We start from the raw sequence: 16973 nt of genomic DNA on the forward strand, positions 1-16973 counted from the left end.
TAACCGGTCGTTGGCGGGCATGCGGACGGCCGGAATGGTCCGTAGTCTGCGAGGGGCACCGCTCGGCACCCCCTCGGCGGCGATGTTCCCGCCAATCCATCGGGCTACCTCGCCGCCAACGAGGGGTGTCTGACGACGGTCGCAGGGGTGTGCGAGGCTGACGTGATGTCGCTCTCTCCTCCGCCTGCGGAGCCGATAACGCCCGATCCGGTGCACGAGATTCCGGACACGCTGCTCACCCAGTCCTGGCTGGACCTGTCGTTCCTGCACTGGGCGACCGACCCTGCGGACGTGGCGCCGCTGCTGCCGGCCGGGACCGTGCCGGACACCCACGACGGGCTCACCTACATCGGCCTGGTGGCCTTCCGGATGCACCGGGTGGGCTGGTTGAGGATGCCGGGGATTCCGTACCTCGGCACCTTTCCGGAGACCAACGTGCGGCTCTACTCCGTGGACCGGCACGGCCGACGCGGCGTGGTGTTCCGCTCGTTGGAGGCCTCGCGGCTGCTGCCGGTGGCCGTCGCCCGCAGCGCCTTCCGGATGCCCTACATGTGGGCCAGGATGGCGATCCACCGTGACGCGGACACCATCAGCTACACCAGCAGCCGACGCTGGCCGGGGCCGCGCGCGGCGCGCTGTCGGATGGCGGTGCGCATCGGCGAGCGGATCGAGGAGCCGACCGCCCTCGAACACTTCCTGACCGCCCGCTGGGGCATGCACAACGCCTTCTTCGGCCGGCCGGTGTATCTGCCCAATATCCACCCTCGCTGGCCACTCCATCGGGCCGAACTCCTGCACTGCGAGGATGAGTTGGTGACCGCGGCCGGACTGCCGTCGCCGACCGGTCCGCCGGTGAGCGTGCTGTACTCCCCCGGCGTGCCGGTTCGCTTCGGCCGCCCTGCGCGCCCGGGCGGCCTGCCCACTCCCTGAGCCCGCGCAGCGCGGCGTCCGGACGTCAGCCGGGAGTGCACTTGGCGGTATCCCGCTGGGTGATGGCCTCGGCAACCTGCTCGATGGCGGTGCGCAGCAAGGCACCGTAAGCATCCTGAGGCAAGTCCGAGGCGCGCGGACTGGGACGGGGCGCCGTTCACCCAGGACTCCGCGAAGCACATTTCCGTGTGGCGCAAGCCGACTTGAGGCCGGCCATCGGGCCGTCAACGCGGGTTTCCCAGGCGATCCGGTGTGCGGGACGAACAGAATGAGAATGCCCTGGAACACCAGCCGGTCGGAGATCTTTGCGTTACGAGCTCCGAAGCCGCCCGGAGTCCTGAGCGGAGGTCGTGGCGTCGGCGGTCCCCGCGCGGCTCGCGGCCACCCGCAGTGTCAGGGCGGCTGCGGATCCTGCCACCAGGCCGCAGGTCAGGGCGGCCGGGACGCCGTTACCGAGGTCAGCGGACAGCAGGAGCAGGCCCCGGCTCAGGTCCGGGCCCGCCCCGTTCACCGCCATCCTCAGCAGCTGGCTCGTCAGCAGCCCGAAGACGGTCGCGCAGACGGTGCCGACCGCCATCGCGGGAACCGTGGCCCGGGTGAGCAGGCCGGGCAGTCGGCGCAGTGCCCACCACACCACGGCGAGCGGCAGCACGCCGACGGCCCGGTAGAGGAGCCAGCCACCGAGTTGCCCGCCGGCTGGGGTGTCCCAGGCGCCGAGCAGCAGCCACTGGCGTAGGAGGTCACCCGGTTCGGCGAGGAGACCGGTGTTCGAGGAGACCTGCTGGAGTGCGGCGGCGACCGGCTGGTAGGAGAGAACGATCAGGGAGAGAGCGATCACGGCGGTTCCGACAGAGGCGGCCAGGCGGGCGGCGCGAGCCGGGACGGCCTCGTGCGACAGCGGACCGGTCCCCTTGGCGGCGACTCGCGCGGCGAGCACGGTCACCGCCGCCGCGACCAGCGCGGTCACTATCAATACCTGCCGCCCGGAGGAGATGACGCCCGCCAGACGAGGCAGGAAACGGAAGCTGCCGTGCCCTCCCGAGGCGATCAGCCACGGCGCGGAGACGGTCACCGCCAGGGTCCCGGCCACCAGGCCCCAGGCCCACAGGGCGAGCAGCGCGACCGGCATCCGGCCGCGCACCGGCGGCAGCCTGCGTACCAGGAGCAGTGCCCCGAGGAGGAAGAAGGCGAAGACCGCGCCGAACCGGATCTGCAGTGCGGTGGAGTACAGCGCGCGGTAGTCGGTGCCGGCGCCCCCGTCCGTTCCCCCGGTTCCACCGGACACCTCGGTACCGACCCAGGCCGAGGTCGGAGGGTCGTACGACCATGGTGTGAGCCAGCGCTCCAGTTCGGCGGCGGTCTGGCCGTCGAGCATGCTGGTGGCGCCGGACAGGTGCAGTGCGTGCGCGCTTGCCCCCGCCCACCACAGAAGGGCTGTGAGCAGCAGCGCTCCGGCCAGTGCCGGTAACACCGCGCGCCGGTATGTCATGACTTTCCCCCGTCTTGGTCGCTTATCCCCTCAACCCCAACCCAGGGGAGATTACGGGGCGTTGGTCACATACGGATCACGGCAGAGCAAGGAACGCGCCCTCGGCAAGGGGTGGCGGCGCACCGCCGGCTGCTGCGGCGCACCGCCGACTGCGTGTTCGTTCCGCGAGCGACGGTGTGGGGGTGCTCGCCTCCGTCGCCGCGGTACTGCCCCGTCAGCCCAGAGCGCATGTCCAGATCACGGGGTGCGGGGCGCCGGCGCCGTCGTACGGATCGCCGTCATAGGCCCAACCCCCCGCCCTGGATTCGTCGTTGACGGCCTCGGCGCCGGCCGGGCCGTTGACGGCGAGGCTGGGGAGGGCCCGGACGGGGCCGGAGCCCGGCCAGATCTGGGCCTGGTCGATGGGGGTGACCGGCGGGATGCCGTACGGGAACATCGCGGTGCCGACGGCCACGCCGCTGCTGGGGCTGATGTCGTTGAGCCAGCCCTTGCCCTCGTGAGCGGGGAGCCCCGGTATCTGGACGCCGTCCTTGGCGTAGGGGGCGTCCCAGTAGGTTTCGGCAGCCAGGTCCGCATGGGCGTAGGTGCGTTCACCGACGATGCGTCCGTGGTTGTCGATGGCGTTCGGGTACCAGTCCGTGTCGGAGTTGATCTCGACGGGCCGGAGATCCCGTCCCGGGCCTGTGGCACCACCGGGCCAGACCAGCCCGACGCTGCCGCTCACCTCGCTCACGCCGTCCCAGTACCAGGAGGAGCCGATCACCGTTCCGCGGGAGTTGATTCCGCTTACGCGTACCCGGGTGTGCCCGGGTGTGACGGTGAGGGTCCGGGTGAGGGTGACGCCGGTCCAGAGAGAGGCGGTGTCCGAACTCTCGTTGCCGCCCGCGATGGTGCCGCGGTCGTTGACGTCGGCGGCATAGGTGCCGCCGGGGAGGATGCGTACCGCCGGGGTACCGGCCCGGTAGCTGAAGGCGGCGGACCCCGCCGGGCCCTGGATGCTGCCCACCATGAGACCGCGGTGGTTGACGGCGGCGACCGAGCCGCTGTCGTACCCGGACGGGAGCGGGACGCGGTGCACGGTGCTTCCCGTCCAGTAGGCGGGCAGCCCGGCGGACCGGCCGACGGACAGGCCGCCGGCGCCGAAGTCGTTGACGCTCTCACTGCCCCAGGACCCGGCGCCGGCGCCCGGCAGCCGGTCGAGGACATGCAGGGCAGGGGTGCAGCGGGAGGCGGCCGGTGCGGGGTCTTCGGCGGCGGTCGCCGGAAGCGCTGTGGTCAGCAGCGCTCCCAGTGCGAGTGCGGTGGCGGCCATGGCTCTGCTGCTGCCTGGTCTCATGGAGGAGCCCCCTTCGTCGCGACGGGTCCGGCCCCGCCGGCCGCTCATCATCGGCTGCCGGTACCGGAGGACGGGGATGTTCCACGCGCAATGGCCGGAACGTGCCGGTGGCAGGGCTGTCCTCGTCGGGAGGTGATCGGCTCGTACCCGGAATCGGGAGGTGATCGGCTCGTACCCGCAAAGCGGCGGCACGGGCGCTGCATCCGCGTCCGTGCCGCCGCCTTGGGTCTGCCCCGTCGCGCCCGCGTGACCCCGCCGGCGTCAGTGCGGCGCTCTCAGCCCACCCGTACGTCCTTGCCGGTCAGCTGTGCCCGAATGCCGTTCTTCGTCACGGAGATGTCGCGCAGCCGGATGTCGCCCGGCAGGTTGTCCGGCAGCTGAGCGGAGAACTCCATCTGCTGCGCGACCTTCGGCTCCCGGAGCTTCTGCAGGTCCCGGATGAGCGAGGGGTCGATGCCGGTGGGTTCGAGCAGCGAGGGATGGTCCACAAGCGTGTCCAGCATGCGGCCCTTCATCATCTGCTGCGGACGGACGTGCTTCCCGGCCGTCTGTTGCAGCTCGCCCTCGTCCATCTTGTCGGCGACGGGTGCGGTCAGCTGCACGCCACCGCCCTTGCCCGGTACGTACGTCAGCAGGCCGGGCACCACCACGCGCGTGTCCCGCACGGTCATGCGCAGGCCGCGGTCCCCGGTGCGCTGCAACTGCGCACGCCCCCGGACCTGGGCCTGCTTGCCGCCCACCGGAAGGTCGCCGCCGGCCAGCACCGTGTTCTTCCCGGGGCCGGGCCTCAAGCGGATCTGCGACGCCCCGACTTCGCGGTTCAGGTCCTTGAAGTCCAGCAGGACGTCACCGTGTACCCGGCTCAGCACCGCGCCCTTGACCGAGGACGGCAGGCTGCCGACGATCCGGATGCCGTCCGCCGTCCCCTTCACCTGAGCGACGGAGACCGGCCCGGCGTCGACATCGGGGACGTCGGCCTCGACATGGTCGATGTTGCCCGTGAGCACCTGCCCGATGAACGGGACGCTGTCGATGTGCACCTCGGGCTCGGCACGCAGCTTCAGCGCCCTCTGCACCTGCTGCGCCGCCAGGTTCTCCGCGTAGAGCACGGCCCACCGGTCACCGAGCGCGAGAAACGCAAGAACGACGGCCAGCGCGACGACCGTCTTCACGGTTCTCCGCACGATCCGACGTGACGTGCGCCCGGCCCGCGGGTGCTCTTTCTCGTCGCCGGTGCTCGTGTGGTCGGTGCCTGCGCCGGCTGCGGTTGGGGCTCCGGCCGGGCCGTCCTGGGAAGCACGACTCGCCGGTACTCGCGCCGTGGAATCTGCGGAAGAAGGTTCGTTGGAGAGCATCGCCACCATGCGACCACGGCCCGGGCCCTCGAACCAAGTCGCGCACAATCTTCGAGACGCCTCCGCGGAGGGCAGGGAAGCTGGTGTCGGTGATCGAGCCGGTGTCGGTGATCAAGCCGGTGACGGAGCCTGCCGGTGACGGAGCCGGAGCCGGTGCCTGCCCGCCCGCCCGCTGCGTTCAGTGGAAGAGGGTCTGTGCCCCTCGCCCCGGAACGACGCGGGCCGGGCAGGCACCGGACACGAACCTCCCATCGGACACCTACCTCCCGCCGGACGCGAACCTCCTCCTCCGGACGTAGCCGGGATACCGCATCGGCGGCGTGCGGCGTGCGGCGTGCGGTGTCTGCGGCATGAGGGAGGTGTGCGGGCCGCCGGAAGGCTTGCGTCAGTTGGTCATGGTGACCGCGGGCGGGGTCCAGGTGCCGTCGAGGACACTGGACTTGGGCCGGTACATGCGCAGGATCATGGAGAACTGTCCGCTGGGTGCGGGCAGCCAGTTGGACTGTTTGCCCGCGGGAGCATCGTGCTGGATGTAGACGTCCGTGGAACCGTCGGGGTTGCGGGTCGGCTTGACGGCGTGTCCGACCTCGTAGCGGTGGATCGGGTTGCGGACCAGGAAGCCGTCCGGGTCGTACATCGTGAGGGACCAGAAGGCCTTCACCGGCGGGGTCTGCCCCGGGGCGAAATGGAGGACGTACCGCTTGGCTCCGGTCAGCGGCTTGCCCCGGCTGTCGGTGCGGACGATCGGGTAGACGGCGTCCTGGGGGAGGTTGGCGCCGAGGCCTTGCCAGGCGGTGGTCGCACGCAGCAGGTAGTCGGTACCGTAGTCGCCCAGGTTGAGCGAGAGGCGCCAGCCGTTCACATTGTTCCCGGACGTGGCGAGCGCGGCCTTGATCTTCTTCTGGGCCGCGGGGACGGCCTTGCGCAGGGCTTGTGCCGTGGCGGGGCCCTTGGCGTTGATGTCGAACGGCCGCCCGGGGACGATGCCCAGGCGGGCCAGGCTGGCCACCATGCGGGCATCCTTCTTCGCGGGCCGGTTGGTGGCCATGGACGCGGCGAGCCGGGAGAAGAAGGTCTGCGCGTCCATGCCGGCGACGCGGGCGGCCGGCGAGGTGGCGGGGACGTTCGGGTCGACGTGGCCCGGCCGCGGGGTGTGGTGGTGGCCGTGGTCGCGGAGCGGCTTGAGGGTGTAGTGGCGCACCAGGGCCTTGGCCGCGGGCAGGTCGGAGCGGCCGTTGAACTGGGTCCGGCCGAGAATCCACGCGGTCTGGGTGGGCGACTTGATCTGCTTGACTCCGGCGGGCAGCCGGCCGTGCCAGCCGGGGCCGGTGATGGCGAAGTCGCCCGCCTTGCTGCCGGTGGTGCGGGTTCCCGGGGAGGCGAAGACGTCGGTCCAGGCGTTGAGCATGGGCATCATGAAGTACCGGCCCTTGGTGTCCGGCACATGGAGCACGATCGGCCCCTTCTTCAGGTCCAGCCACGCCGAGGTGTAGAGGGTGTCGACGTTCGGAGCCACCACGGTGTGGAACTCCGGGCCGGGAGCCCGGTCCGCCTTGGCGAACTGGTTCACCGGTGCCCGCAGGGTCGCCGGGTCGGGCTTGCGGACGTTGGTGGACGTCTGCTCGGTGGCCCGCGCCAGGACCAGTGGGTAGCCGTAGACGTAGGCCTTGACCGCGTCGGCGGTGGTGGCGGGAGCGGGGGCGGGGTGTGCCGTGCTCGCCTGGGCTGCTGTCACCGGCGGGGCGGACAGGGCGAGTATGGCCACCCCCGCACCGGCGGCGGCACCCCAGCGGCGGAGTCGTCGCGTTGCGTTCATGAAGGGCTGTTCCTCACAGGGCTGTTGTCGGAGCTGACGGGTCGTCGTTGTAGTTGACGGGTCGTTGTCGTAGTTGACGGGTTGTCGTCGTAGTTGACGGCCGGATGTGGTGGGCCGAGTGGCCGGCACCGCGCAGCACGAAGGCCGGGTCGATATCGCCTCACTCTCGTCCCACCGGCGGGCCGGGACAATCGGCCCGGAGGACACGGCGGACGGCCTATCGTTGTGACGTGTCACAACGCAGCGCGTCGCCGGCCGAGACCCCGGAACCGGGCGAGAACCTCCGCGAGCAGGTGGTCCGCATGGCCGCCCGTCTCGAACCCCGGATCAACCAACTGGCCAGATGGGTCGTCGAGCGCCAGCGGGCCGAGGTCCCCGGCTTTGACCGTCTCCCGGACGACATGCAGGATCTGGAGATCGCCTCGGCCGCCCGCCACACATTCCGCGGCTTCCTCCGCGGTGTGCAGGGCCTCGCGGACACCGACGCCGAGGTGCTACGGGAACGTGCCACCCAGCGCGCCACGGAAGGCGTCCACCTGACCGGGGTGCTCAGGGCGTACCACGTCGGCGCCGAAGTGGTGGCGGACGCGCTGTCGGCCGCCGCCCTCCCCGGGGAAGAGGCCGCCCTGCTGTGGCTCACCCGCCGGCTGTTCACCACGGTCAACTCCCTGGCCGAGCAGGCCACCGAGGCGTACCTGCTCGGGCTGGCCGACCAGCAGGCGGCAGGACGGGAACTGGCCTCGGCACTGCTCCGCGGTGACGTGCCGCAGGAGGTGGCCGCCCGGTGCGGACTCCACCTCGAACCCGGCTACCTCGTCCTCAGCGTCCGCGCCCCCGTGCCCCAGGAGCCGGTGGCCGCGCGACGACTGCTCCACCAGGTCCTGGTCCGGCTCGCGCCCGCCGCGGACGGCCGGGCGCTCAGCCTGCCGAACGCGCAGGGCGGCCACATCCTGCTCCCCCTCGGCACACCCCACGCCGACCTCGTCCGGCACCTGTCCACCGGCCTGTCCCGCCCGGTGATCGCGGGGGCCGCCCTCGCGGCCACGCCGGGAGACGTCCCCGCGGCCGCCGAGCAGGCGCACCGGATCGCCGCCATCGCCCGCACCCCCGGCGTGCACCGGCTCCAGGACGTGCTGCTCGATTACCATCTGGCCGGATCCAAGGACAGCGCCGCCGAACTGGCCGCGCTCCTCGACCCGTTGGACGGGCACGCCGGCCTGGTCGAGGCCGTCGCCGCCTTCCTCGACTGCGACCTCGACCGGCGCCGTACGGCCCAGGCGCTCAACGTCCACCCCAACACCGTCGACAACCGCCTCGCCCGCGCCGCCCAACTCACCGGCCTGGACCCGCACACCACGCACGGCGTACAGCTCTTCGGCGCGGCCCTCACTCTCCGCCGGCTCGCCGAGGGCACTCGCCTCACTGCGGGCCCTGCAACCGGCTTTCCCGCGGGCTGACGGATGCTTTTGGCGGGGAGGCCGAACGGCTCAGACGACCATGACCCGGCGCCCGCGTGTGTGACCGGCCTGGCTGTCGGTGTGCGCCGCCGCGGCCTCGGCGAGCGGGTACGACTTCTCGACCGGGATGTGGAGCTTCCCCCGTGAGATGAGGCCGACGGCCTCGGCGAGCGCTTGCGGCATGCTCCCCGCCGCGCCGGAGAACCGGACACCGAGGTCCGGCGCGGCGAGATCGGCGATGGAGATCACCTTCTGTGGATCCCCGGTCAGCTCGACGAGTTCACGGATCACGCCCGATCCGGCCAGATCGAGTGCCGCGTCGACATGCCCGAGCCGGCGCACCCGCTCGACCCAGCCCTCTCCGTATGTCGTGGCCAGGGCTCCCAGGCTGCGCAGGTAGTCCTGGTTCGCGGCTCCGGCCGTGCCGATCACCGTGATGCCGCGCTCGCGGGCGATCTGCAGCACCGCCGACCCGACTCCCCCGGACGCGCCACTGACCAGCAACGTCTGCCCGGGCCGCACACCGACCTCACGGATGATGCGCAACGCGGTCTCCACCACGGAGGGGTACCCGGCCGCCTCTTCGAAGGTCAGCCCCTCGGGCATACGGGCCCAGGCCGACAGCACGGCGAACTCGGCGTAGGTACTCGCCCCTTCGCCGAACACGTGGTCGCCGACCCCGACCCCGTCGACGCCCTCGCCGACCTCGTCCACCACCCCGGCGGCGTCCTGCCCGACCCCGGCAGGCAACTCGACCGGGTGGGCCGCCAGGATCTGGCCTTCACGGACCCTCCAGTCGACGGGGTTCACGCCCGCCGCCCGCACGGCGATACGTATCCGACCGGGGCCCGCGTGGGGCTCCTCGGCATCTTCGAGTTGCAGAACATCCGGACCGCCGAACTCGGCGAAGCTCACTCTCTTCATACCGCCGAACGTAGCACTAACGGTTAGCGTTTTGAAGCAGCTTCATTTTCGTTCCTGGTAGTGTCAGCGCATGACCGTGCAGTCCGGACGCCGCGAACGCAAGAAGGCCGCGACCCGCCAGAAGATCGCCGACACCGCTCTGCGGCTGTTCCTGGAACGCGGCTACGACGCGGTGGGCATCCGTGACGTGGCCGCCGAGGCCGACGTGGCGGTCACCACCGTCTTCTCCCACTTCGCCTCGAAGGAGGCCCTGGTCTTCGAGCAGGACGCAGACTTCGAGCAACGCCTCGCACAGGCGGTCACCGGCCGGGCGCCGCACGAGCCGCTCATCCCTGTACTGCGCCATGAGATCCAGGCCCTGGTGCGCCATTGCACGGCGGACGGCGCCGCCCCGATCTGGCGCATGATCGACGCATCACCCGCCCTGCGGGAGTACGAGGAGTCGATGCGGCTGCGTCATGCGGAGTCCCTGGCCACGGCCCTCGACGCCGATCCCGGCCTGCCGCAGAGCACCACGGCCTGCCGGACCGTCGCGAGGTTCGTGATCGACGCTTATTCGCTGGCCCGTGAGGCGGCCGACCCGGAGGCCGCGGTGGACGAGATCTTCCGGATGATCGATGCGGCGTGGAAGGTCACCGGCCCTTCTCAACGGGCGTGAGGAACTGGTCCTCACGGCAGGGCGAGGGCCGGCCGGGCGGTGACGCGTCGCTGCCGAGGCAGCCAACCTGGGGACGGAAGTCGCAGCGCTCCCCGCGCTCCTCGGCCTGAGGTCAGGCCGGGGACACCTGGCGTGCACGGCTGTCGGCCACGAGTTCCGCTCGGCGGACCGTACCGGCGGAGGCGGCCAGCAACGGCATCCGGACGGCCGGGCTGGGAATGCGGTCCTGTGCGTGCAGCACTCCCTTGATCACTGTCGGGTTCGGTTCGGCGAAGAGGGCGGCGGACAGCCGGGCCAGCTCGGCGCCGAGCCTGCGGGCGGGTGCAGCGGAGCCGCGGTGCCACAACGAGATCAGTTCGGCGTAGTCGGCGGTGCGCAGATTGGCCGATGCGACGATTCCGCCGTGGGCGCCCGCCGCGACGAGCGGTGAGAGGACGACATCGTCGCCGCCGAGCACGGCGAAGCCGGGCCGAGGGGCGCCGAGCACCTCCACCGTGGTCGCGTCGATCATGCCGGTCGCGTGCTTGATCCCGACGATCCCCGGCAGGCGGCTGAGCGCTGCGATCGTGCCGGCGCTGAGCGTCTGTCCCGTGCGGTAGGGGATGTCGTACACGATCAGCGGCATGCCGCCGTGTTCGGCCAGCGCGGTGAAATGCGCCAGAGTCGCCGCTTCGCCGGGCCGGATGTAGGGCGGCGCGGGAACCAGCGCCGCAGCCACGTCTCCGGCGGCCGCCAGCTCGCGCAGCGACGTGATGGCGGCAGCGGTGTCATTGGTGCCCACCCCGACTACCAGCTGGGCGCCGTGCGCGCGGCAGGCGGCCGAACAGATCCGCACCACCGTCTGCTTCTCCTCCGGGGTCAATGTGGCCGATTCGGCGGTGGTGCCGAGGGCGACGAGCCCGGAGGCGCCGGCCGACAGCGCCTCGTCGGCGAGTCGGGCCAGCGCATCGGGGGCCAGGCGCAGGTCGGCGGTGAACGGGGTCACCAAGGGGACGTAGAGGCCGCTGAAGGCCGGATCGGGGTTCATGGTCCAAGACTGCCCCGCACCGACCCGGTAGATCCATTTCTGATTTCTACCTTGATGCGTAAGCTGCACTTATGCTCGATGTCCGTCGTCTCCACCTGCTGCGCGAACTGGACCGGCGGGGCACGATCGCCTCCGTGGCCCAAGCGCTGACCTTCACCGCATCCGCCGTCTCCCAGCAGCTGGGTGTGCTGGAGCGAGAGGCAGGCGTGCCCCTGCTGGAACGCAGTGGCAGGCGTGTGGTCCTCACGCCCGCCGGCCGGTCCCTCGTCGCACACGCCGACGCCGTGCTGGAGCGCCTAGAGCTGGCGGTCGCCGAGCTGGCCGGCGCCCGGGACGGCATCGGCGGGCCGCTGCGCATCGGGACCTTCCCCTCCGGTGGCCACACCATCGTTCCCGCCACGCTGGCCGAGCTGGCCCAACGGCATCCCGCGCTGGAGCCGATGGTGCAGGAAATCGACTCCGCCCGGGTGTCCGACGGCCTGCGGGCCGGCGAACTCGACGTCGCCCTCGTCCACGACTTCGACTTCGTACCCGCCTCACCGGACACCACCGTGGACGAGGTCCCCCTGCTGGAAGAGCCGATGTACCTCGTCACCCATACCGCGCCCGGGAAATCCAGCCGCAGCGACACCCTGGCCGACCTGCTCGGGCCCTATGCCGAGGCCCCGTGGATCACCGCACGGGACGGCACGACCGGTCATGCGATGGCCGTACGGGCCTGCCAGGCAGCCGGTTTCCAGCCGAGAATCCGCCACCAGGTCAACGACTTCCGTACGGTGCTGGCCCTGGCCGCCACCGGACAGGGAGCCGGATTCGTACCGGAGATGGCCACTGCGCAAAGCCCCGAAGGCGTGGTGTTGACCGCGTTGCCGTTGTTCCGCCGGTCCAAGGTCGCCTTCCGCGCCGGCGGCGGTACGCATCCGGCGATCGCGGCCTTCGTGGCCGCGGCAAGTGCGGCAGTGCGATCCATGACCGGCTCGGGGCTCGATCAGCAGACCCCGATACGCCACACGGACTCCGCACGGTCCGTGCCGGAGCAGGACCCCGGGGCGGTGACTTCACGTCGCTAGGCTGCGCGCTGTGACCAACTCCTCTACGAGTTCCGACGATGCTGCGGTGGCGATAGCCGGGGCGCGGGCCGGCGCGGAGGTGGTCCGCAGCATGTACGGCCGGCGGCTCGACCGCATCGACAAGGGCGCCGGTGACTTTGCCACCGACGCCGATGTGGCGGCCGAGAAGGCGATCCTCGGTGTCATCCGTGCCGCACGCCCCGGTGACGCGGTGCTCGGCGAGGAAGGCGGGCAGCAGGGCGCCGCCGAGGCCGTGCGCCAGTGGTTGGTGGACCCCTTGTGCGGCACGCTGAACTACGCCGTCGGCAACATGCTGGTAGCCGTGAACGTGGCGTTGCGTGACGGGGCGGCGGCGGTGGCCGACCCGTTCAGCGGCGAGGTCTTCTTCACCGACGGGGAGAGCGCCTGGGTGCGCCACGACGGGGCCGGCGACACCCTGCTGATGCCCACGCCCGCTACCCGGTTGGTGGACGTCAACCTCGATCCGCCGTTCCCGAGCGCACCCGGATTCCGGGCCGTGGAGCTGCTGGCCCACCCTGGGTTCGTCGAACGGTTCCGGCCGCGCGTCGTCTCCACAACGCTGGCGCTGGCCTGGGTCGCCGCCGGCAAGCGCGCCGCGTATGTCACCGATGGCGGCGGCTTCTCCCGCAGCGTGCATTTCGCGGCCGGCATCGCTCTGTGCCGGGCGGCCGGCTGCGTGGTCACCGGGGTCGACGGTGCCCCGATCGGTGAGGAAGGGCGTGGGCTGGTGGTCGCCGCCGACGACGAGACCCACGGTCTGCTGATGTCGATGGTGCGCGGCCGAGGCTGGCGCTGAGACCGCATGGGCTTCGCCGGGCCGGGGCGGGCGGGCTGCGGCGTGGAGCGGCGTGCCACCCCAACGGACGCCCTGCTCGCCCCCGTGTGAGGCAAGGTGGTGAGTGCGGGGCGCTCAGTCTCGGTACGCGGCTGTCGCGGTCTCGACGAAGGATCGGATCAACGGGTTGGTGTCACCTTTGTTCCACACCGCCACCACTCGGCTCGGCGCCATGTCGATCAGCGGCACCACGGCCAGCTCCGCGTGCAGGTCGTGTCCCAGCGGGGCCAGGCCGACCGTGCCGTTCCACAGCACGGCCTGCAGGCATTCCTGGACGGCGCGTACCACTGGGCCCTCGCGCGCTCTGCCGCCGTTCCAGTACGACTGCCAGGCGGGGTCGGTCCCCTGCGGGAACCGGAACCAGCGGCGGTCGTTCAGGTCGGCCAGCCGTAGCCGGTCGTGCCGGGCGAGCGGATCGTCGGCGCGCAGGACCACACCGACCGGATCTGCCCGCAGCTCACGCACCGTCAGAGCAGTCTCGTCGAACGGCGCCCGGGTCAGGGCCACATCGACCAGCCCGGTGCGCAGCCCGCAGGTCGGATCGGTCAGGTCGGTGTCGCGGATGCGGATGTCGATGCCGGGGTGACGTCGGCGGTATACGGCCGCCAGCCTGGCCGCTGCCGGGTCGGAACCGTCGTCCAGGATGCCGATGGTGAGGGTTGCGGCGCCGGTCGCCGCGCTCACGCGTAGGCGGACGCGGTCGGCATGGTCGAGCAGGGCCCGCGCCTCGTCGAGCAGCACCGTACCGACCGGGGTGAGCGTGACGCCGGCGGCCGAGCGGACGAACAGCACGGCGCCGACGTCGGCCTCCAACTGCTTGATCGCCCGGCTCAACGGCGGCTGACTCATGTGCAGTCGGGTGGCGGCCCGGCCGAAGTGGAGTTCCTCGGCGACGGCCACGAAGTAGCGCAAGGTCCGTAGCTCCACGCTGCAACGATACCCACGGGGTATCGGCGTTGCGGAAGGGGTCTTGGACAGCCGCCGGGCCTTGGCCGTGCACTTGTGGGTATGACCGAAGAAGCAGAGACCAGCAAGCCGCAGGCCGCGCCCGCCGTATCGGTGGTCGGTCCCGGCGACGGCGAGACCATCGTCCTGGGCCCCACGCGCATGCGCATCCTCGAGGACGGCAGCCGCACCGGGCACCGCCTCGCGATCGCCGAGTCCGTCCTCGCCCCGCACACCCAGGGACCGCCGCAGCACCGCCATGCCGGACACGACGAGGGCTTCTACATCCTCTCCGGCACCGTGCGGTTCACCGTCGGGGACGAGGACCACGACGCTCCCGCGGGCACATTCGTGATGGTTCCGCCCGGCACCCCGCACACCTTCGCCAACCCGACCGACCAACCCGCCGTCATGCTCAGCACGTTCACCCCCGATCTGTACGTGCAGTACTTCCGGGATCTCCAGGACGTGCTCGCCTCCGGCAGGCCGCTGACGCCACAGGCCAACATCGACGCGATGAGCCGCTACGCGACCGAGCCCGCCGCCGACGCCACCTGAAGCCGGCGGGCAGGGTGTTGCTCTCCCACCCATCGACGTCATCGAAGAATCAGTTACAACTGAGCCTAAATACAACGGATTTCGTTGACATCTAGTCACTCGGCGATGGAATCAGTAGGCTGCGACGAGTGGTCGCCGACACCCCTCGGCGACCGCCTCCGCGGGGGCGCCGAAAGCGGCCCTGCACCACCGGGGCCGCGTCACAACCCACCGGCGAGCCGGTCAATGCTGCTTCTGCATGCCTGCGTTGCTCCGTGACGCTGCATCGGCCACCTCGCAAACCGCATCCACACACTTCACCCACACCGACGTAAGGCCCTGCCATGAGCCGGCTCGACCCCGTGCGCCCCCTGTCCCCAACGGACCGCACCCGCCATCATCGGCTTCGCGAACAAGGGAGCCTCGACCGGGCAGACCTCGATGCCATCCTGGCGGCGGGCTGTGTCTGCCATGTCGGGGTAACCGTCGACGACAACCTGATCGTCCTGCCGACCGTCTACGGCTCCGATGGCAACACCCTGTATTTCCACGGCTCGGTGGCCAGCCGGAGTCTGACCGCCTCGCCAACAGCGCCCGTTTGCGTCACCGTTACCCACATCGATGGCCTTGTCCTGGCCCGGTCCGTCTTCGAGCACGGCGTCAACTACCGCAGCGCCATGATCTTCGGTACACCTCGCCTGGTCACCGACCCCGACGAGAAGTGGGCGGGCCTGCGCTGCCTCACCGAACAAGCCACCCCCGGCCAGTGGGACTACGCCCGACAGCCCACCCGCAAGGAGCTCGCCGCCACCTCCTTGCTTGCACTCTCCCTCGGCGAGGCGTCCGTGAAAATCCGCACCGGGGCCCCGGACGACGGCGACACCCCTGACGCCGAACTCGGGCTGTGGGCCGGCGTACTCCCCCTTCACACACACTGGGGCGAACTCCAGGCAGATCCAGCCCTCAGCGGCGGCATCAAGGCACCGCTCCACCTCGCGGAGCGCCAGGGCATGACATGGAATGAGGACCTGCGCGATGTCGTGATCTGACTTCCTCCGGACCGGTACCACTCTCCCCAGCAGTTCAGAGGTACCGAGTCCGGCCAAGTAGCATTCCTTGAACGGCGTCCCACGGCACAGATTGAGCGATAACTCCCCGCCTCAGCACGCGAATTCCTCCGAACAGGTCGAGGAACAGGACGGCCTCTCCCTTATGGTGATGCTGACTCCATACGGATAGCGAGGAGCGGGCATCCATGACGGTCTTGGTCGGATTGCATGTCAGTCCGGAATTTCCCGCGATGATCGAGCGGATCGACACACTCGGCGGGGCACTTGAGGCGGATGCGGACACGGCCGAAAAACTCGGAAGACTCACCGAGGACATCGCGCGGGCGTTGCTGGATGCCGGCGTCGTGCGGGCCGCACTTCCGCAGAGTCTGGGCGGCCACGAGTTCTCCCCACGCCAATTGATAGAGACGGTCGAGCGGGTCAGTTACCACGATGCCTCGGCCGGTTGGACGATGTTGGCGCTGCAGTTGATGACCGGCACCACTGCGGCCTATCTCGATGGCGTTGCGGCGGCCGACCTGTTCCCTGATGTCGCGGGTGGGGACTACGCGTTGTCGGCCGGGCACGGCACCCGGCCCGGCCGGGCCGTCCCGGTGGAGGGCGGCTATCTGGTGAGCGGCAGTTGGCAGTTCGCCTCCGGTATGGCGCACGCCACCCATATCCACAGTGCGATCCAGGTCGAGGGCACCGGGGAGCTGCGGGTGCTGGCGATGCCGAAGTCGCAGGTGGAGCTCGTCGACAACTGGGATGTGCTCGGGCTGCGTGCGACGCACAGTATTGACTACCACTGTGCCGATGAGTTCGTCCCGGCGACGTACACGTATCCCGCCACGACGACGGACCCGGTCAACGGTGGCGCGATCTACCGCCTCGGACTGGTCAATATGTCCGCGATCGGACACACAGGTTGGGCGTTCGGTGTCGGGCGGCGCCTGCTCGATGAACTGAAGTTGGTCGCCGCGGCAAAGTCCGGCACACGTAACGCCGCCGTCGACACCACGCAGTTCCACGCGGAGTACGCGACCGCCGAAGCCAAGCTTCGTTCGGCGCGGGCGTGGGCGATGGAGGCGTGGCGAGGCATCGAAGGCACCCTGGATGACGGCGGGTTGCCGAGCACCGAGCAGGACACTCTGCTCAGGCTGGTGCTCAACCACGCAACAGGGACCGCGCAGGAAGTGGGTCGGACGGTGCACCGATGGGCGGGGACGGCGGCGGTCCGGCGCGGGCCGATCGACCGGTTCCTGCGTGATCTCGGTACCGGTACCCAGCACATCACCTCAAGCCCCACGGTCTTGCAGAACTGCGGGAAATGGCTCAGCGGCGCGCACCCCCGGGCACACTGGGAATTCCTCGACCTGACGCCGTGACCTCCAGGTCGGCGAGCGCACAGCGGTACGAGAGGGAGCCGGCGTCCGCCCGGCTGCCCGCTCCCGTCCTGCCCGCCACCAGACGCCCGCTACCCGCCGCCCGCTGACCGTCAGGGCCGGCGAAGGCCGGATCGCT

At 70.7% G+C, this 16973-nt stretch carries 15 protein-coding genes and 1 pseudogene; 9 read left to right on the forward strand and 7 right to left on the reverse strand.

Annotation, left to right across the window (positions count from 1 at the left end; translation table 11 throughout):
- The first annotated feature begins 165 nt into the window (after positions 1-165).
- Together D9V36_RS03610 and D9V36_RS41755 are read left to right on the forward strand one after the other, a co-directional pair.
- The gene (locus D9V36_RS03610) at positions 166-930 is read left to right on the forward strand and encodes a YqjF family protein (protein ID WP_129292465.1); all 765 of its coding nucleotides are present in this window, start codon (positions 166-168) and stop codon (positions 928-930) included.
- Positions 931-1047: 117 nt separating this feature from the next.
- Positions 1048-1137, forward strand: a pseudogene (locus D9V36_RS41755) (SAM-dependent methyltransferase); the annotation flags it as partial.
- Positions 1138-1240: 103 nt separating this feature from the next.
- Here the strand turns inward: D9V36_RS41755 and D9V36_RS03620 are convergent.
- The 4 genes from D9V36_RS03620 to D9V36_RS03635 form a co-directional block, all read right to left on the reverse strand.
- On the reverse strand, positions 1241-2419 hold the full coding sequence (locus D9V36_RS03620) for a hypothetical protein (protein ID WP_129292466.1): 1179 nt from the start codon (positions 2417-2419) through the stop codon (positions 1241-1243).
- 214 nt (positions 2420-2633) lie between these two features.
- The gene (locus D9V36_RS03625; protein ID WP_129292467.1) at positions 2634-3755 is read right to left on the reverse strand and encodes a hypothetical protein; all 1122 of its coding nucleotides are present in this window, start codon (positions 3753-3755) and stop codon (positions 2634-2636) included.
- A 275-nt stretch (positions 3756-4030) separates the two neighbouring features.
- The gene (locus D9V36_RS03630) at positions 4031-4939 is read right to left on the reverse strand and encodes an LmeA family phospholipid-binding protein (protein WP_241720685.1); all 909 of its coding nucleotides are present in this window, start codon (positions 4937-4939) and stop codon (positions 4031-4033) included.
- A gap of 556 nt (positions 4940-5495) precedes the next feature.
- Positions 5496-6926 carry a DUF1254 domain-containing protein gene (locus tag D9V36_RS03635; RefSeq protein ID WP_129292468.1) on the reverse strand — a complete coding sequence of 477 codons (1431 nt, stop codon included), beginning with the start codon at positions 6924-6926 and terminating at the stop codon, positions 5496-5498.
- 230 nt (positions 6927-7156) lie between these two features.
- Here D9V36_RS03635 and D9V36_RS03640 point away from each other — a divergent pair, with 230 nt between their 5' ends.
- The gene (locus tag D9V36_RS03640) at positions 7157-8383 is read left to right on the forward strand and encodes a PucR family transcriptional regulator (RefSeq protein ID WP_129292469.1); all 1227 of its coding nucleotides are present in this window, start codon (positions 7157-7159) and stop codon (positions 8381-8383) included.
- A 30-nt stretch (positions 8384-8413) separates the two neighbouring features.
- Here the strand turns inward: D9V36_RS03640 and D9V36_RS03645 are convergent, their stop codons facing one another.
- The gene (locus D9V36_RS03645; protein WP_129292470.1) at positions 8414-9307 is read right to left on the reverse strand and encodes an NADP-dependent oxidoreductase; all 894 of its coding nucleotides are present in this window, start codon (positions 9305-9307) and stop codon (positions 8414-8416) included.
- 70 nt (positions 9308-9377) lie between these two features.
- Here D9V36_RS03645 and D9V36_RS03650 point away from each other — a divergent pair, with 70 nt between their 5' ends.
- Positions 9378-9965: a TetR/AcrR family transcriptional regulator gene (locus D9V36_RS03650; RefSeq protein WP_129292471.1), complete on the forward strand. Its 588-nt coding sequence runs from the start codon at positions 9378-9380 to the stop codon at positions 9963-9965.
- Between the two features lie 112 nt (positions 9966-10077).
- On the opposite strand, the gene D9V36_RS03655 is transcribed toward D9V36_RS03650, so the two are convergent.
- Complete coding sequence (locus tag D9V36_RS03655) at positions 10078-10992, reverse strand: 4-hydroxy-tetrahydrodipicolinate synthase family protein (RefSeq protein ID WP_129292472.1); 915 nt, start codon at positions 10990-10992, stop codon at positions 10078-10080.
- A 71-nt stretch (positions 10993-11063) separates the two neighbouring features.
- Between D9V36_RS03655 and D9V36_RS03660 the strand changes: the two genes are divergently transcribed.
- Both D9V36_RS03660 and D9V36_RS03665 read left to right on the forward strand, forming a co-directional pair.
- The gene (locus tag D9V36_RS03660; protein ID WP_129292473.1) at positions 11064-12062 is read left to right on the forward strand and encodes a LysR family transcriptional regulator; all 999 of its coding nucleotides are present in this window, start codon (positions 11064-11066) and stop codon (positions 12060-12062) included.
- 10 nt (positions 12063-12072) lie between these two features.
- Positions 12073-12879 carry an inositol monophosphatase family protein gene (locus D9V36_RS03665; protein ID WP_129292474.1) on the forward strand — a complete coding sequence of 269 codons (807 nt, stop codon included), beginning with the start codon at positions 12073-12075 and terminating at the stop codon, positions 12877-12879.
- 114 nt (positions 12880-12993) lie between these two features.
- On the opposite strand, the gene D9V36_RS03670 is transcribed toward D9V36_RS03665, so the two are convergent.
- Positions 12994-13845, reverse strand: coding sequence for a LysR family transcriptional regulator (locus tag D9V36_RS03670; RefSeq protein ID WP_241720686.1), 852 nt, complete (start codon positions 13843-13845; stop codon positions 12994-12996).
- 81 nt (positions 13846-13926) lie between these two features.
- Here D9V36_RS03670 and D9V36_RS03675 point away from each other — a divergent pair, with 81 nt between their 5' ends.
- The 3 genes from D9V36_RS03675 (at position 13927) to D9V36_RS03685 (ending at position 16837) form a co-directional block, all read left to right on the forward strand.
- Entirely contained in the window at positions 13927-14421 is a 495-nt protein-coding gene (locus D9V36_RS03675) for a cupin domain-containing protein (RefSeq protein ID WP_206739592.1), read from the forward strand.
- 323 nt (positions 14422-14744) lie between these two features.
- Complete coding sequence (locus D9V36_RS03680) at positions 14745-15449, forward strand: pyridoxamine 5'-phosphate oxidase family protein (protein WP_129292476.1); 705 nt, start codon at positions 14745-14747, stop codon at positions 15447-15449.
- Between the two features lie 206 nt (positions 15450-15655).
- Positions 15656-16837, forward strand: a complete 1182-nt coding sequence (locus D9V36_RS03685) for an acyl-CoA dehydrogenase (RefSeq protein ID WP_129292477.1) — start codon at positions 15656-15658, stop codon at positions 16835-16837.
- Positions 16838-16973: the final 136 nt, after the last annotated feature.

This window comes from Streptomyces lydicus, from assembly GCF_004125265.1.
Classification (GTDB): domain Bacteria; phylum Actinomycetota; class Actinomycetes; order Streptomycetales; family Streptomycetaceae; genus Streptomyces; species Streptomyces lydicus_C.

What these genes read in the sequence shown, in the direction of transcription:
- D9V36_RS03610 (WP_129292465.1), top strand. Translation starts at nt 166, where the DNA reads ATGTCGCTCTCTCCTCCGCCTGCGGAGCCGATAACGCCCGATCCGGTG.
- D9V36_RS03620 (WP_129292466.1), bottom strand. Translation starts at nt 2,419, where the DNA reads ATGACATACCGGCGCGCGGTGTTACCGGCACTGGCCGGAGCGCTGCTG.
- D9V36_RS03625 (WP_129292467.1), bottom strand. Translation starts at nt 3,755, where the DNA reads ATGAGACCAGGCAGCAGCAGAGCCATGGCCGCCACCGCACTCGCACTG.
- D9V36_RS03635 (WP_129292468.1), bottom strand. Translation starts at nt 6,926, where the DNA reads ATGAACGCAACGCGACGACTCCGCCGCTGGGGTGCCGCCGCCGGTGCG.
- D9V36_RS03645 (WP_129292470.1), bottom strand. Translation starts at nt 9,307, where the DNA reads ATGAAGAGAGTGAGCTTCGCCGAGTTCGGCGGTCCGGATGTTCTGCAA.
- D9V36_RS03650 (WP_129292471.1), top strand. Translation starts at nt 9,378, where the DNA reads ATGACCGTGCAGTCCGGACGCCGCGAACGCAAGAAGGCCGCGACCCGC.
- D9V36_RS03655 (WP_129292472.1), bottom strand. Translation starts at nt 10,992, where the DNA reads ATGAACCCCGATCCGGCCTTCAGCGGCCTCTACGTCCCCTTGGTGACC.
- D9V36_RS03660 (WP_129292473.1), top strand. Translation starts at nt 11,064, where the DNA reads ATGCTCGATGTCCGTCGTCTCCACCTGCTGCGCGAACTGGACCGGCGG.
- D9V36_RS03675 (WP_206739592.1), top strand. Translation starts at nt 13,927, where the DNA reads ATGACCGAAGAAGCAGAGACCAGCAAGCCGCAGGCCGCGCCCGCCGTA.
- D9V36_RS03680 (WP_129292476.1), top strand. Translation starts at nt 14,745, where the DNA reads ATGAGCCGGCTCGACCCCGTGCGCCCCCTGTCCCCAACGGACCGCACC.
- D9V36_RS03685 (WP_129292477.1), top strand. Translation starts at nt 15,656, where the DNA reads ATGACGGTCTTGGTCGGATTGCATGTCAGTCCGGAATTTCCCGCGATG.